Genomic DNA, 14,032 nt, shown 5'->3' on the forward strand with positions numbered 1-14,032 from the left:
TGCAACGCTAGAAACCCCTGAACCCCTGGGTGAGTCCCGATGACCGAACAAAGCCCCAACGACCAGTTCCACGCCTCAAGCTTCCTGCAAGGGCACAACGCCGATTACATCGAGCAGCTCTATGCCCGCTACGCCGACAACCCCGCGGCGGTGGACGAATCCTGGGCCGAGTTCTTCCGCCAGATGGGCGACGAACGGCAGGACGTGAAGCAAGAGGCCGCCGGCCCCAGCTGGCTGCGCGCCGACTGGCCGCCCGTCCCGAACGACGAACTCACCTCGGCGCTGGATGGTCAGTGGGCCAAGGAAGAGATGAAGGACGCCGGCAAGAAGATTGCCGCGAAGGCCGAAGAGAAGGGCGTCAAAGTCTCGGACGAACAGGTCAAACGCGCCGTGCTGGACAGCCTTCGCGCCCTGATGCTGATCCGCGCCTACCGGATCCGCGGCCACCTTGTCGCCGACCTCGATCCGCTGGGCATGCGCGAACAGACCCCGCACCCCGAGCTAGATCCGAAATCCTACGGCTTCACCGAAGCCGATTATGACCGCCCGATCTTCCTTGATAACGTGCTGGGTCTGGAATTCGGCTCGCTGCGCGAGATCCTCGACATCGTGAAGCGCACGTATTGCGGCACCTTCGCGCTGCAATACATGCACATCTCGAACCCGCAGGAAGCCGCATGGCTGAAAGAGCGGATCGAGGGGCTGGGCAAAGAGATCCAGTTCACCCGCGAAGGCCGCCGCGCCATCCTGAACAAGCTGGTCGAGGCCGAGGGCTTCGAGAAGTTCCTGCACGTCAAGTACATGGGCACCAAGCGGTTCGGTCTGGACGGGGGCGAGGCACTGATCCCCGCGATGGAACAGATCATCAAGCGGGGCGGCAACCTTGGCGTGAAGGAAATCGTCGTCGGCATGCCCCACCGGGGCCGCCTGTCGGTCCTCGCGAACGTCATGCAGAAGCCCTACAAGGCGATCTTCAACGAATTCCAGGGCGGCAGCTTCAAACCCGAAGACGTCGATGGTTCGGGCGACGTGAAATACCACCTTGGCGCCTCGTCTGACCGCGAGTTCGACGGCAACAAGGTCCACCTGTCGCTGACCGCCAACCCCTCGCACCTCGAGGCGGTGAACCCCGTCGTCATCGGCAAGGCCCGCGCCAAGCAGGACCAGCTGAACGACGCCGACCGCACCGCGGTTCTGCCGATCCTGCTGCACGGCGACGCGGCCTTCGCGGGTCAGGGCGTTGTCGCGGAATGCTTCGGCCTGTCGGGTCTGCGTGGCCACCGCACCGGCGGCACGATCCACATCGTTGTGAACAACCAAATCGGTTTCACCACCGCGCCGCACTTCTCGCGGTCCTCGCCCTACCCGACGGACATCGCCCTGATGGTCGAAGCGCCGATCTTCCACGTCAACGGCGACGACCCCGAGGCCGTGGTTCACGCCGCCAAGGTGGCGACCGAGTTCCGGCAGAAGTTCCACAAGGACGTCGTGATCGACATCTTCTGCTACCGCCGCTTCGGTCATAACGAGGGCGACGAGCCCATGTTCACCAACCCGGTGATGTACAAGAAGATCAAGGGTCACAAGACGACCCTGTCGCTGTACACCGACCGTCTGGTGAAAGACGGCCTGATCCCCGAGGGCGAGATCGAGGATATGAAGGCCGCGTTCCAGGCGCACCTCAACGAAGAGTTCGAGGCCGGCAAGGAATACCGCCCCAACAAGGCCGACTGGCTGGACGGCCGCTGGTCGCATCTCGACCGCGAGGGCGAGAAATACCAGCGCGGCGAAACCGCGATCAAGCCCGAGACGATGAAGCAGATCGGCGAGGCGCTGACCTCGGTGCCCGACGGATACCCGCTGCACAAGACGGTCTCGCGCCTGCTCGACTCGAAAAAAGAGATGTTCGAGACCGGCAAGGGCTTCGACTGGGCCACGGCCGAGGCGCTGGCCTTCGGCTCGCTGCTGACGGAAGGCTACCCCGTCCGCCTGTCCGGCCAGGACTCGGCGCGCGGCACCTTCTCGCAACGGCACTCGGCGATCGTCAGCCAGAACAGCGAAGAGCGCTACTACCCGCTGAACCACGTCCGCGACGGACAGGCGCAGTACGAGGTCATCGACTCGATGCTGTCCGAATATGCGGTGCTGGGCTTCGAGTACGGCTATTCGCTGGCCGAACCCAACGCGCTGGTGATGTGGGAAGCCCAGTTCGGCGACTTCGCCAACGGCGCCCAGATCATGTTCGACCAGTTCATTTCCTCCGGCGAACGCAAGTGGCTGCGGATGTCCGGTCTGGTCATGCTGCTGCCGCACGGCTTCGAGGGTCAGGGCCCCGAACACTCGTCGGCCCGTCTTGAACGGTTCCTGCAGATGTGCGCCGAAGACAACTGGATCGTCTCCAACTGCTCGACCCCGGCGAACTACTTCCACATCCTGCGTCGGCAGCTGCACCGGTCCTACCGCAAGCCGCTGGTCCTGATGACGCCGAAGTCGCTGCTGCGGCACAAGATGGCGATCTCGACCGCCGAGGATTTCACCGACGGCAGCTTCCACCGCGTCCTCTGGGACGATGCGGAACGCGGCAACTCGGATCTGCAACTGGCGGCGGACGACAAGATCAAGCGCGTCGTGATGTGTTCGGGCAAGGTCTACTACGACCTGCTTGAAAAGCGCGACGCCGAGGGTCTGGACGACGTCTACCTGATGCGGATCGAACAGTTCTATCCGTTCCCCGCCCTGTCGCTGGTGAAGGAACTCGAACGGTTCAAGAACGCCGAGATGATCTGGTGTCAGGAAGAACCGAAGAACCAGGGCGCCTGGACCTTCATCGAACCCAATATCGAGTGGGTGCTGTCCCGCATCGGCGCGCAGAACCAGCGCCCGATCTATGCCGGCCGTCACGCCTCGGCCTCGCCCGCCACGGGCCTCGCATCGCAACACAAGGCTGAACAGCAGGCGCTGATCAACGCCGCGCTTGGAATCGAAGGATAAGAGTAGACACCATGAGCACCGAAGTCCGCGTGCCCACCCTGGGCGAAAGCGTCACCGAAGCCACCGTCGCGACCTGGTTCAAGAAACCGGGCGACAGCGTGGCCGTCGACGAAATGCTGTGCGAGCTTGAAACCGACAAGGTAACGGTCGAGGTTCCCTCGCCCGCCGCCGGCACCCTGGGCGAAATCGTCGCCGCCGAAGGCGAGACCGTGGGTGTCGACGCCCTGTTGGCCACCCTCGCGGAAGGCGGTAGCGCCGCCGCCGCGCCCGCCAAGGAAGAGGCCCCGGCCAAATCCGAAGAACCCGCCGCCGCACCGGCGTCCTCGGGTGGCGAAAGCGTCGACGTTATGGTTCCGACCCTCGGCGAAAGCGTCACCGAGGCGACCGTCGCGACCTGGTTCAAGAAGGTGGGCGACACCGTCAGCCAGGACGAGATGCTGTGCGAACTGGAAACCGACAAGGTCTCGGTCGAGGTTCCGGCACCCGCGTCCGGCACCCTGACCGAGATCCTGAAGAACGAAGGCGACACTGTCGAAGCCGGTGGCCAGCTTGCCGTTCTGTCGTCGGGTGACGGCGCCGCCGCTTCGGCCCCGGCCGCCGCGTCGGACGCGCCCGCCGAAGCGCCCGCAGCGTCCGGCGGCAAGGACGTCGAGGATGCGCCCTCCGCCAAGAAGCTGATGGCCGAGAAGGGCCTGTCGCCCGATCAGGTGACCGGCACCGGCAAGGACGGCCGCATCATGAAGGAAGACGTGCTGAAGGCCGCCTCGGCGCCCAAGGCCGCGCCCGCCCCGGCCGCCAAGCCCGCGCCGCGCGCCCCGTCGACCGCCGCCGATGCGGACCGTGAGGAACGGGTCAAGATGACCCGCCTGCGCCAGACCATCGCGCGCCGCCTGAAGGACGCCCAGAACACCGCCGCCATGCTGACCACCTACAACGAGGTGGACATGGGCGCGGTCATGGATCTGCGTAAGGAATACAAGGACCTGTTCGAGAAGAAACACGGCGTGAAGCTTGGCTTCATGTCCTTCTTCACCAAGGCCTGCATTCACGCCCTGAAAGAGGTCCCGGACGTCAACGCCGAGATCGACGGCACCGACGTGGTCTACAAGAACTTCGTCCACATGGGCATCGCCGTGGGCACGCCCACCGGTCTTGTGGTGCCGGTGGTGCGCGACGCCGACCAGATGTCCTTCGCCGAGATCGAGAAGACGATCGCCGAACTCGGCATCAAGGCCCGCGACGGCAAGCTGTCGATGGCCGACATGCAGGGCGGCACCTTCACCATCTCGAACGGCGGCGTCTACGGCTCGCTGATGTCCTCGCCGATCCTGAACCCGCCGCAGTCGGGCATCCTCGGGATGCACAAGATCCAGCAGCGCCCGATGGTGGTGGACGGCCAGATCGTCGCCCGCCCGATGATGTATCTTGCGCTGTCCTACGACCACCGGATCGTCGACGGCAAAGGCGCGGTGACCTTCCTCGTGCGCGTCAAGGAAGCGCTCGAGGATCCGCGCCGCCTGCTGATGGACCTGTAAGGCCGCCAAAGTCTCGGCCCGCGCCCCGATCCGGGCGCGGGCCTTTCGCCCGCAACCGCAGCCAGCACGGGGAACCACGTCATGCAGATGCTCTGCCGCATTGCCTTCGAGGACTTCGACCGCTGGAAATCCGCTTTCGACGATGACGCGGAACGGCGCGGCCAGGCGGGCCTGACCGTCCTTCAGATCTGGCGCGAGGCGGGCAGCGCCGACAGCGCCTGGGTGCTGTTCGGCATCAACGACGCCAAGAAGGCCCGCGCCTATGTCGACGGCCTGCGCACCGACCTGATGGAGGGGCGCGCCGGCATCACCTCCAGCGAATACCACATGCTGGACACCCTCTGACCGATGACACCCGAACTCAAAGTCCTGATCCTCGCCGCGCTGTGGCACATGCTGCAGCTCGTGTTCTTTGCCGTGCCCGCCAACTTGGAACTGGGCACCGGCAAGACCCTGTCGCCGCGCGACCCCTACCGGCTGAAGAAGCCGCTGATGGAACAGGTCAGCGTGCCCACCGGCCGCCTCGCGCGCGCTTACAACAACCACAACGAGGCGCTGCTGCTGTTCGCGATCGCCGCGATCGCGGTAACGCTCTCCGGCGCATCCTCTGGCTATACCGCGACGCTGGCGTGGATCTACCTCGCCGCCCGGATCGCCTATGTGCCCGCCTATGCCCTTGGCTGGGTCCCGTGGCGCTCGATCATCTTCGGCCTTGGCTGGCTTGCCACCGGGCTTCTCCTTCTGGCCGCGCTCTTCGCGCCTTCTTCTGTCTGAAAATATCCCGGGGGGCCGCGCGGGACGCGCGGCGGGGGCAGAGCCCCCTCCCCGATCTAGGAAAGGAAACCGAACATGGCACAATACGACGTCATCGTGATCGGCGCGGGCCCCGGCGGCTACGTCGCCGCCATCCGCTGCGCCCAGCTGGGCCTCAAGACCGCCTGCGTCGAGGGCCGCGAAAGCCTTGGCGGCACCTGCCTGAACGTCGGCTGCATCCCCTCGAAGGCGCTGCTGCACGCCAGCCACCAGCTGCACGAGGCGGAAGAGAACTTCGCCAAGATGGGCCTGAAGGGCAAATCCCCCTCGGTCGACTGGAAGCAGATGCTGTCCTACAAGGACGACGTGATCGGCCAGAACACCAAGGGTATCGAGTTCCTGTTCAAGAAGAACAAGATCGACTGGCTCAAGGGCTGGGGCTCGATCCCCGAAGCCGGCAAGGTCAAGGTCGGCGACGAGGTGCACGAGGCGAAGAACATCATCATCGCCTCCGGCTCCGAGGCCAGCGCCCTGCCCGGCATCGAGATCGACGAGAAGGTCGTCGTGACCTCCACCGGCGCGCTGGAACTGGGCAAGATCCCCAAGAAACTCGTGGTGATCGGCGCCGGTGTCATCGGTCTGGAACTGGGCTCGGTCTACAAGCGGCTCGGCTCCGAGGTGACGGTGATCGAGTTCCTCGACAACATCACGCCCGGCATGGACGCCGAGGTCTCGAAGACCTTCCAGCGCACGCTGAAAAAGCAGGGGCTGGACTTCGTGATGGGCGCCGCCGTGCAGAAGGTCGACGCGACGAAGACCAAGGCCACGGTCACCTACAAGCTGAAGAAGGACGACTCGGAAGCGACGATCGACGCCGACACCGTTCTGGTCGCCACCGGCCGCCGTCCCTATGTCGACGGCCTGGGGCTCGAGGCGCTTGGCGTCGAGATGACCGAGCGCGGCGAGATCAAGACCGACGGTCACTTCGCCACCAGTGTGAAGGGCGTCTATGCCATCGGTGACTGCATCACCGGCCCGATGCTGGCCCACAAAGCCGAGGACGAAGGCTTCGCCGCAGCCGAGATCATCGCCGGTCAGGCGGGTCACGTGAACTACGACGTGATCCCGTCCGTGGTCTACACCTGGCCCGAGGTCGCCGCCGTGGGCGCCACCGAAGAGATGCTCAAGGAACAGGGCCGCGCCTACAAGGTCGGCAAGTTCCCCTTCATGGGCAACGGCCGCGCCAAGGCCAACTTCGCCGCCGACGGCTTCGTGAAGATCCTTGCCGACAAGGACACCGACCGCGTTCTGGGCTGCCACATCATCGGCCCGGGTGCCGGCGATCTGATCCACGAAATCTGCGTCGCGATGGAATTCGGCGCCGCCGCCGAGGACGTCGCCCGCACCTGCCACGCCCACCCGACCTATTCGGAAGCCGTGCGCGAGGCCGCTCTGGCCTGCGGCGACGGTCCGATTCACGTCTGACATGGCCCGGGTCGCGAAGGCCTGGACGAAAAGCTATGACCCGGCCCTGCGTGTCAGGGCCGGGGATCCCCTCACCCCCGGCCAGCTGGACGACGAACATCCCGGCTGGCGCTGGTGCACGGATGCGACGGGCCTTGGCGACTGGCTGCCCGACGCCTTGGTCGACATCCCAAGCGACATCCCCACTGACACCGACGCTCCGCCCGCCCGTGCAATCGACGATTTCGACACCACCGAACTGACCGTGGCCGAAGGCGACACCGTCGAGATCACCGCCCGCCGTCTTGGCTGGTCCTTCTGCCGCACCCCGGATGGCGCGGCGGGCTGGGTGCCCGACGAGTGCTTGGCCACTTCCTGACAGGGTCCCGCGCATGCCTCGTCGATGGACTCGCCATGAGAACAAAACGTGAATATACTTCACGCATGCCCTTCGCCGAACTCGATTCCACCTCCAACTTCACCTTCCTCACCGGCGGCTCGCACCCCGAGGAATACATGGCCCGCGCCGCCATCCTGGGGATTCAGGCGCTGGCCATCGCCGACGTGAACTCGGTGGCGGGAATCGTCCGCGCCCATACCCACGCGAAGGAGATCGCGCGCGAGGTCCGGCTGCGGCGCGCGGCGGATCCCATCGGCCCCCCGAAACCCGATCACCTGCCCGATCCCCCCTCGGCGCCGATCTTTCACGTTCCCCGGCTGGTGCCCGCCGCGCGCATCGTCCTGACCGATGGCTTCACCGTCACCTGTCTGCCCCGCGACCGGGCCGCTTGGGCACGGCTCAGCCGGATGATCTCGGCCGGTCGCCTGCGCGCGCCCAAGGGCGAATGCGACCTGCGGTTCGACGACCTGCTCGAGTGGGGCGAAGGGCAAGAGATGCTGCTGCATCCCGCTGGACGCGCGCCGGGCGACTGGCGCACCCGCGCCGAACGTCTGTCGGACCGCTTTCCCGGACAGGTGACGCTTCTGATGGCGCCGCGCTACGACGGGCAGGACAGCGCCCGCTTTGGCCGCCTGTCCGCGCTGGCCGCCGATCTCGGCCTGCCCACCGCCGCCTCGGCCGCGCCGGTGATGCACCACGGCGCGCGGCGCAAACTGACCGACGTGCTCAGCGCGATCCGCGAAGGCGTGCGCGTCGACCAGCTTGGCCGCGCCGCGCTCGCCAACTCGGAACAGCGGCTGCGCAGCGAACCGGAAATGCTGCGCCTGTTCGAAGGCCACGAGGACGCGGTCGCCCGCACCGCCGAGATCGCCGCCCGCTGCGTCTTTGACCTAGACCAGCTGCGCTACGAATACCCGTCCGAGATCGCCGGTGACGAAACCCCGTCCGACCGCCTGTCGCGTCTTGCATACGAAGGGCTGGACCGCCGCTATCCATCCGGCGCGCCGCAGAAGGTCCGCGACCTGCTGGCCCACGAACTCGCCCTGATCGCCAAGCTGAAGTACGAACCCTACTTTCTGACGGTGCACGACGTCGTGGCCTTCGCCCGGTCCCGCGACATCCTCTGCCAAGGCCGCGGGTCGGCGGCGAACTCGGTGGTGTGCTACTGCCTTGGGGTGACCTCGGTCTCGCCCGAGATCGGCACGATGGTGTTCGAACGTTTCGTGTCCGAAGCCCGCGACGAGCCGCCCGATATCGACGTCGATTTCGAGCACGAGCGCCGCGAAGAGGTCATCCAGCACATCTACGACCGCTACGGCCGCCACCGCGCCGGGCTGTGCGCCACGGTGATCCACTATCGCGGCAAGCGCGCCATCCGCGAGGTCGGCCGCGCGATGGGCCTGACCGAGGACACGATCGGCGCCCTCAGTTCGCAGCTTTGGGGTTTCTTCTCGGCTGACGCCGTCGAAGAGAAACGGTTCCGCGAGATCGGCCTAGACCCCGGCGACCGCCACCTGCAGCAGACGATGGCGCTGATCCACGAGGTGATCGGCTTCCCCCGCCACCTGTCCCAGCACGTCGGCGGCTTCATCATCACCGAGGGTCGGCTGGACGAACTGTGCCCGGTCGAAAACGCGACGATGGAGGACCGCACGGTGATCCCGTGGGACAAGGACGACATCGACGCGCTGGGGATCTTGAAGGTCGATGTGCTGGCGCTGGGAATGCTGACCTGCATCCGCAAGGCTTTCGACCTGATCCGTGAACACCACGGCATCGACTACGATCTCGCCAGCCTGCCGCCCGAGGACCCGGGCGTCTACGATATGCTGTGCAAGGCCGACAGCCTGGGCGTGTTTCAGGTGGAAAGCCGCGCGCAGATGAACTTCCTGCCTAGGATGCGGCCCCGCTGCTTCTATGATCTGGTGATCGAAGTGGCGATCATCCGCCCCGGCCCGATCCAGGGCGACATGGTTCACCCCTACCTGCGGCGGCGCAACGGCGAGGAACAGGTCACCTTTCCCTCGGACGAACTGGGCGCGGTGCTGGGCAAGACGCTGGGCGTCCCGCTGTTTCAGGAACAGGCGATGCAGATCGCGATCACCGGCGCCGGCTTCAGCCCGGACGAAGCCGACCGCCTGCGCCGCGCACTGGCCACCTTCAAGAAGCACGGCAACGTCAGCGAATTCCGCGCCCGCTTTCTGAACGGGATGCGCGACAAGGGCTATGACGCCGACTTCGCCGCGCGGTGCTTCTCGCAGATCGAAGGCTTCGGCTCCTACGGCTTTCCCGAAAGCCACGCCGCCAGCTTCGCACTGCTGGTCTACGCCTCTGCCTGGTTGAAATACCGCCACCCGGCGATCTTCGCCTGCGCGCTGCTGAACGCCCAGCCGATGGGCTTCTACGCCCCCGCCCAGATCATCCGCGACGCCCGCGAACACGGGGTCGAGGTCCGCCCCGTAGACGTCAACCGCAGCTTCTGGGACAACGCGCTGGAACGCACCGACGAAGGCGACCTTGCCCTGCGGCTGGGGTTCCGGCAGGTGCGCGCCCTGCCCGAGGAAGACGCCCAGTGGCTGATCGCGACCCGCCGCAACGGCTATCGCGCGATCGAGGACGTGTGGCGCCGCGCCGGCCTTGCCTCGAAACACATCAGGACACTGGCCGAGGCGGACGCCTTCGCCGGCCTGAAGATTCCCCGCCGACAGGCGCTTTGGGCCGCGCGCGCCCTGCCCGACAGCGGCGAACTGCCCCTGTTCAGGGGCGACCTTGATGGCGAGGGGATCCGCGAACCGGCGGTCCCCCTGCCCGCGATGACGATTGGCGAGGAAGTGGTCGAAGACTACGTCTCGTTCCGCCTGACCCTGCGCGCGCACCCGCTTTCGCTGCTGCGCGACCGGCTGACCCCGACGGGCACGCCGCCGCCCCAGCCCCGCGCACCGGCACGCCCGGCTGCGGTGAGCATGCGAAGCCATCCGCGCGACGTCCGCCATTTCGCATGACGCCAAACGCGCGCAGGACCTTTCTTGCCTCCGGCGGGGATATTTTAGGACCAAAGAAGCAGCGCCCTGCCCCACTGCCGGGACAGGGCACCGTCTTCGGTCACGGTCATCGGCGTCCCCGCCTGTACCGCCCGGAAAATCTGGACCAAAGTGGTTACCAAAACCTTGCCTCTTTGGTCCTGAAATATCCCCGCCGGAGGCTCCCGCACGCGCCGCGCGCGCGACGGCCGGCGATCAGCGCAGGCGCTTCAGGATTTCCAATGAGGCATAGCCGTCCGGCACCATGCCGACAGAGGACTGGTAGGCCTTGACCGCGGCGATGGTGTCCGGGCCGATGATGCCGTCGACCCCATCGGGGTCGAACCCAGCGGCCAGCAGACGGCGCTGCATTTCCTGCTTTTCGTCGAAGGACAGCGCGCGATCCTCGCGCGGCCAGCCCGCGCGCAGGGCATCCGCGCCCGCGATGCGGTCCGACAGGTGGCCCACGCCGATCACGTAGGCGTCGGCGGTGTTGTATTTCTCGATGACGTGGAAATTGTCGTAGATCACGAAGGCCGCGCCCCGGTGCCCCGCGGGCAGCAGGACAGAGGTCGGGCCGTTGTCGGGCAACGGGTTGCCCGCCGTGTCCCGCACGCCCCGTTCGTTCCAGTAGGACGCGGGCTTCTTCACCCGTTCGCTGGTCTCGGAAAAGTCGAAGCCCTCGGGCAGCACCACCTCGATCCCCCAGGGCTGACCCTTGGTCCAGCCGTGGTGGCGCAGGTAGGCCGCAGTCGAGGCCAGCGCGTCCGCCGGGTCGTCGCCCCAGATGTCGCGCCTGCCGTCGCCGGTGAAGTCCACCGCGTGGGCAAGGTATGACCCGGGCATGAACTGGGTGTGACCCATCGCCCCCGCCCAACTGCCGACCATTTGGTCCGCGTCGGTGTCGCCGGACTGGATGATCTCGAGCGCGGCGATCAGTTGCTCTTCGAAGAAGTCCGCCCGGCGCCCGTCATAGGCCAGCGACGCCATCGCCGCCACGATCGGGGTGTCGCCCTTGAAGGTGCCGAACGCCGTCTCCAGCCCCCAGATCGCCGCGACGACCTCGGCCTCGACGCCATAGCGCGCCTCGATCTCGGACAGCAGGTCGCCGTTCGCCGCCAGCGCGGCGCGGCCGTTCTTCACCCGAAGGTCGGACACGGCGGTGTCGAGGTAGTCCCAGATCTGCTTGGTGAACTCGGCTTGCGTACGGTCCCGCAGGACCACCTTCGACTGGAAGGAGATACCGCGCATCGCCGCGTCGTAGACGTCGGCGCGGATGCCTTCGGCCAGCGCGCGGGCGCGAAACTGCTCGATCCAGGCCGGGAAGGCCAGCTCGGGATCGGGGCTGTTGGTGGCGGTCACGATATCGCTTCCGGGCCGCAGTTCGGGTACGGGAGAGCTGGCGACGGCAGGCTCGGCCAGACCCGCGGGTGTCCAGCACAATGCGGCCAGACCCGTGGCCAGAAGAGCGGCAAAGCGGCGAAACTGCATTCCACGTCCTTTCGGTCCTCTCCCCGCGCGGATACTAGCCAAAGGGTTGATAAAACGGAACCGCGCAGCACACCATGAGCGAGAGGCCGCTAGCGTCGTGTCCGCTTTACCTTGCGCGCCGCCTTCTGTTTCCGGACCCCCGATTTCACCGCCTTGGACCGCCGGGGCCCACCAGATTTGCCGCCCGATTTACCGCCGCGCGACGGGCCCTTGGGTATCGCCTTGCCGCGCAGTTCCAGCATCTCCAGCATCAGCCCGCCGGTCACTGGCTCTGCCTCGGTCAGGCGCACGGTTACCTCGTCGCCGACGCTGATCACCAGACCGCTGTCCGACCCCATCAGCGTCTGCGACTGTCCGTCATAGTGGAAGAACTCGCGCCCCATCGTGCGCACCGGGATCAACCCGTCCGCGCCGGTCTCGTCCAGCCGCACGAAGGCGCCGAACCGTTGGATGCCCGAGATCCGCCCCGCGAACTCGTTGCCGACGCGGTCGGCGAGATAGGCGGCAAGATAGCGGTCGTTGGTGTCGCGCTCGGCAGCCATCGAGCGGCGTTCCGTGTCGCTGATGTGCTGCGCCGTCTGTTCCAGCTGTTCGATGTCTTCCGGCGACAGCCCGTCCTTGCCCCAGCCGTGCCCCGAGATCAGCGCCCGGTGCACCAGAAGGTCGGCATAGCGCCGGATCGGCGAGGTGAAGTGGGCATAGGATTTCAGCGCCAGCCCGAAGTGGCCGAAGTTGTCCGGGTGATAATACGCCTGCTGCATCGACCGCAGGGTGGACATGTTGATCAGTTCGTCGAACTCGGACCCTTCGGCCTGACCCAGCAACGAATTCAGGTGCCGGGTGTGCAGCACCTGCCCCTTGGCAAGGTTGAAGCCTGACGCCTGCGCCACCTCGCGCAGGGCGTCCAGCCGCGTCGGGTCGGGTTCCTCGTGCACACGGTACAGCAGCGGCCGTTTGCGGGCGAACAGCTCTTCCGCGGCGGCCACGTTGGCGAGGATCATGAACTCCTCGATCAGCTTGTGGGCATCCAGCCGGTCCTTGAAGGCGACCGACGCGACCTTGCCGTCCTCGGACAGTTCGATGCGCCGTTCCGGCAGATCAAGATCCAGCGGCTGGCGTCGGGCGCGGGCCTGCTTGGCGCATTCGTAGGCGGCGAACAGCGGATGGATGATATCGTCGAGCAGCGGCGCGCATTTGTCGTTCGGGGTGCCGTCTTGCGCCTCCTGCACCTCGCGATAGTTCAGCGACGCGACCGATTTCATCAGGCCCCGGGTAAACCGGTGCCGGATCTTGTCGCCGTCCGCGTTCAGCGTCATCTCGACGGCGATACAGGCGCGCGGCACGCCCTCGTGCAAAGAACACAGGTCGCCCGACAGCCGGTCGGGCAGCATCGGCACCACCCGGTCGGGGAAATAGGTCGAGTTGCCGCGCTTGCGCGCCTCGCGGTCCAGCGCCGAGCCCGGCGTGACATAGGCGGCGACATCGGCAATGGCGATCCACAAACGGAACCCGCCGGGGTTTTTAGGGTCGTCATCGGCACGCGCAAAGCAGGCGTCGTCGTGGTCGCGGGCGTCGGCCGGGTCGATCGTGACCAGCGGCAGGTCGCGCAGGTCCTCGCGGTTGCCCAGCCCTTCCGGTTTGGCGCGGTCGGCCTCGGCCACGACCTTGTCCGGGAAGTCGTCCGGGATGCCGTGCTGGTGGATCGCGATCAGGGACACCGCGCGCGGTTCGGTCGGGTCGCCCAGCCGCGAGACGATGCGCGCGTTCTGCAGCCCCATACGGGCCTTCGGACCGGCGCCCTCGGCCTCGACCAGTTCGCCATCCTTCGCACCGTGGGTCGCGCCGGGGCCGACGCGCCATTCCTTGTCGACGCCCTTGTCGATGGGGATGATGCGACCGCCCTCGGCGCCCTTGCGGAAGATCCCAAGGATGCGGCGCGGGTTGGTGCCGATCTTGCGGATCAGCCGCGCCTCATAGGCATGGCTGTCCTCGTTCACCTCGGTCAGGCGGCCCAGAATGCGGTCGCCGCCGCCCATCGCGGGATCGGACGAGCGTGGGATGATCAGCACCCGGGGCTCGAGCCCCTCGCCCTGCCATTCCAGCGGTTTCGCGAACAGGTCGCCGTCGGCATCGGGCGGCAGGACCTCCAGCACCGAGACCGGGGGCAGCTTGTCCGGGTCGCGGTAGGTCTTGCGCCGCTTTTCAAGGTGACCCTCGGCCTCAAGCTCTTTCAGCATCCGCTTCAGGTCGATGCGGGACTGACCCTTGATGCCGAACGCGCGGGCGATGTCGCGCTTCGAGGTCTGGGTCGGGTTATCCGAGATCCACTCGAGGATCTGCTGTTTTGTCGGCAGGCTGCTCATGGCGTCAGCGGTAGC

General features: G+C 66.6%; 9 protein-coding genes. 7 read left to right on the forward strand and 2 right to left on the reverse strand.

Going from position 1 to position 14,032, the window contains the following annotated elements:
* The first annotated feature begins 39 nt into the window (after positions 1-39).
* The 7 genes from P1K30_RS10370 to P1K30_RS10400 all read left to right on the forward strand — a co-directional run bounded on the left by P1K30_RS10370 (position 40) and on the right by P1K30_RS10400 (position 10,145).
* The gene (locus P1K30_RS10370; RefSeq protein WP_275632653.1) at positions 40-2,991 is read left to right on the forward strand and encodes a 2-oxoglutarate dehydrogenase E1 component; all 2,952 of its coding nucleotides are present in this window, start codon (positions 40-42) and stop codon (positions 2,989-2,991) included.
* Between the two features lie 11 nt (positions 2,992-3,002).
* On the forward strand, positions 3,003-4,526 hold the full coding sequence (gene odhB, locus P1K30_RS10375; protein ID WP_275632654.1) for a 2-oxoglutarate dehydrogenase complex dihydrolipoyllysine-residue succinyltransferase: 1,524 nt from the start codon (positions 3,003-3,005) through the stop codon (positions 4,524-4,526).
* 81 nt (positions 4,527-4,607) lie between these two features.
* The gene (locus tag P1K30_RS10380; RefSeq protein ID WP_275632655.1) at positions 4,608-4,871 is read left to right on the forward strand and encodes a hypothetical protein; all 264 of its coding nucleotides are present in this window, start codon (positions 4,608-4,610) and stop codon (positions 4,869-4,871) included.
* Between the two features lie 3 nt (positions 4,872-4,874).
* The gene (locus P1K30_RS10385; protein ID WP_275632656.1) at positions 4,875-5,300 is read left to right on the forward strand and encodes an MAPEG family protein; all 426 of its coding nucleotides are present in this window, start codon (positions 4,875-4,877) and stop codon (positions 5,298-5,300) included.
* 75 nt (positions 5,301-5,375) lie between these two features.
* Positions 5,376-6,764: a dihydrolipoyl dehydrogenase gene (gene lpdA / locus P1K30_RS10390; protein ID WP_275632657.1), complete on the forward strand. Its 1,389-nt coding sequence runs from the start codon at positions 5,376-5,378 to the stop codon at positions 6,762-6,764.
* A 1-nt stretch (position 6,765) separates the two neighbouring features.
* The gene (locus P1K30_RS10395) at positions 6,766-7,122 is read left to right on the forward strand and encodes an SH3 domain-containing protein (protein WP_275632658.1); all 357 of its coding nucleotides are present in this window, start codon (positions 6,766-6,768) and stop codon (positions 7,120-7,122) included.
* A 65-nt stretch (positions 7,123-7,187) separates the two neighbouring features.
* Positions 7,188-10,145: an error-prone DNA polymerase gene (locus P1K30_RS10400; protein WP_275632659.1), complete on the forward strand. Its 2,958-nt coding sequence runs from the start codon at positions 7,188-7,190 to the stop codon at positions 10,143-10,145.
* A 234-nt stretch (positions 10,146-10,379) separates the two neighbouring features.
* Here P1K30_RS10400 and P1K30_RS10405 read toward each other — a convergent pair whose 3' ends face one another.
* Both P1K30_RS10405 and rnr read right to left on the reverse strand, forming a co-directional pair.
* A complete protein-coding gene (locus tag P1K30_RS10405) occupies positions 10,380-11,654 on the reverse strand; it encodes a lytic murein transglycosylase (protein WP_275632660.1) in 1,275 nt (424 codons plus the stop codon).
* An 89-nt stretch (positions 11,655-11,743) separates the two neighbouring features.
* Entirely contained in the window at positions 11,744-14,017 is a 2,274-nt protein-coding gene (rnr, locus tag P1K30_RS10410) for a ribonuclease R (RefSeq protein WP_275632661.1), read from the reverse strand.
* Positions 14,018-14,032 lie beyond the last annotated feature (15 nt).

Origin of the sequence: Psychromarinibacter halotolerans (genome assembly GCF_029168315.1) — a bacterium.
GTDB lineage: Bacteria > Pseudomonadota > Alphaproteobacteria > Rhodobacterales > Rhodobacteraceae > Psychromarinibacter > Psychromarinibacter halotolerans.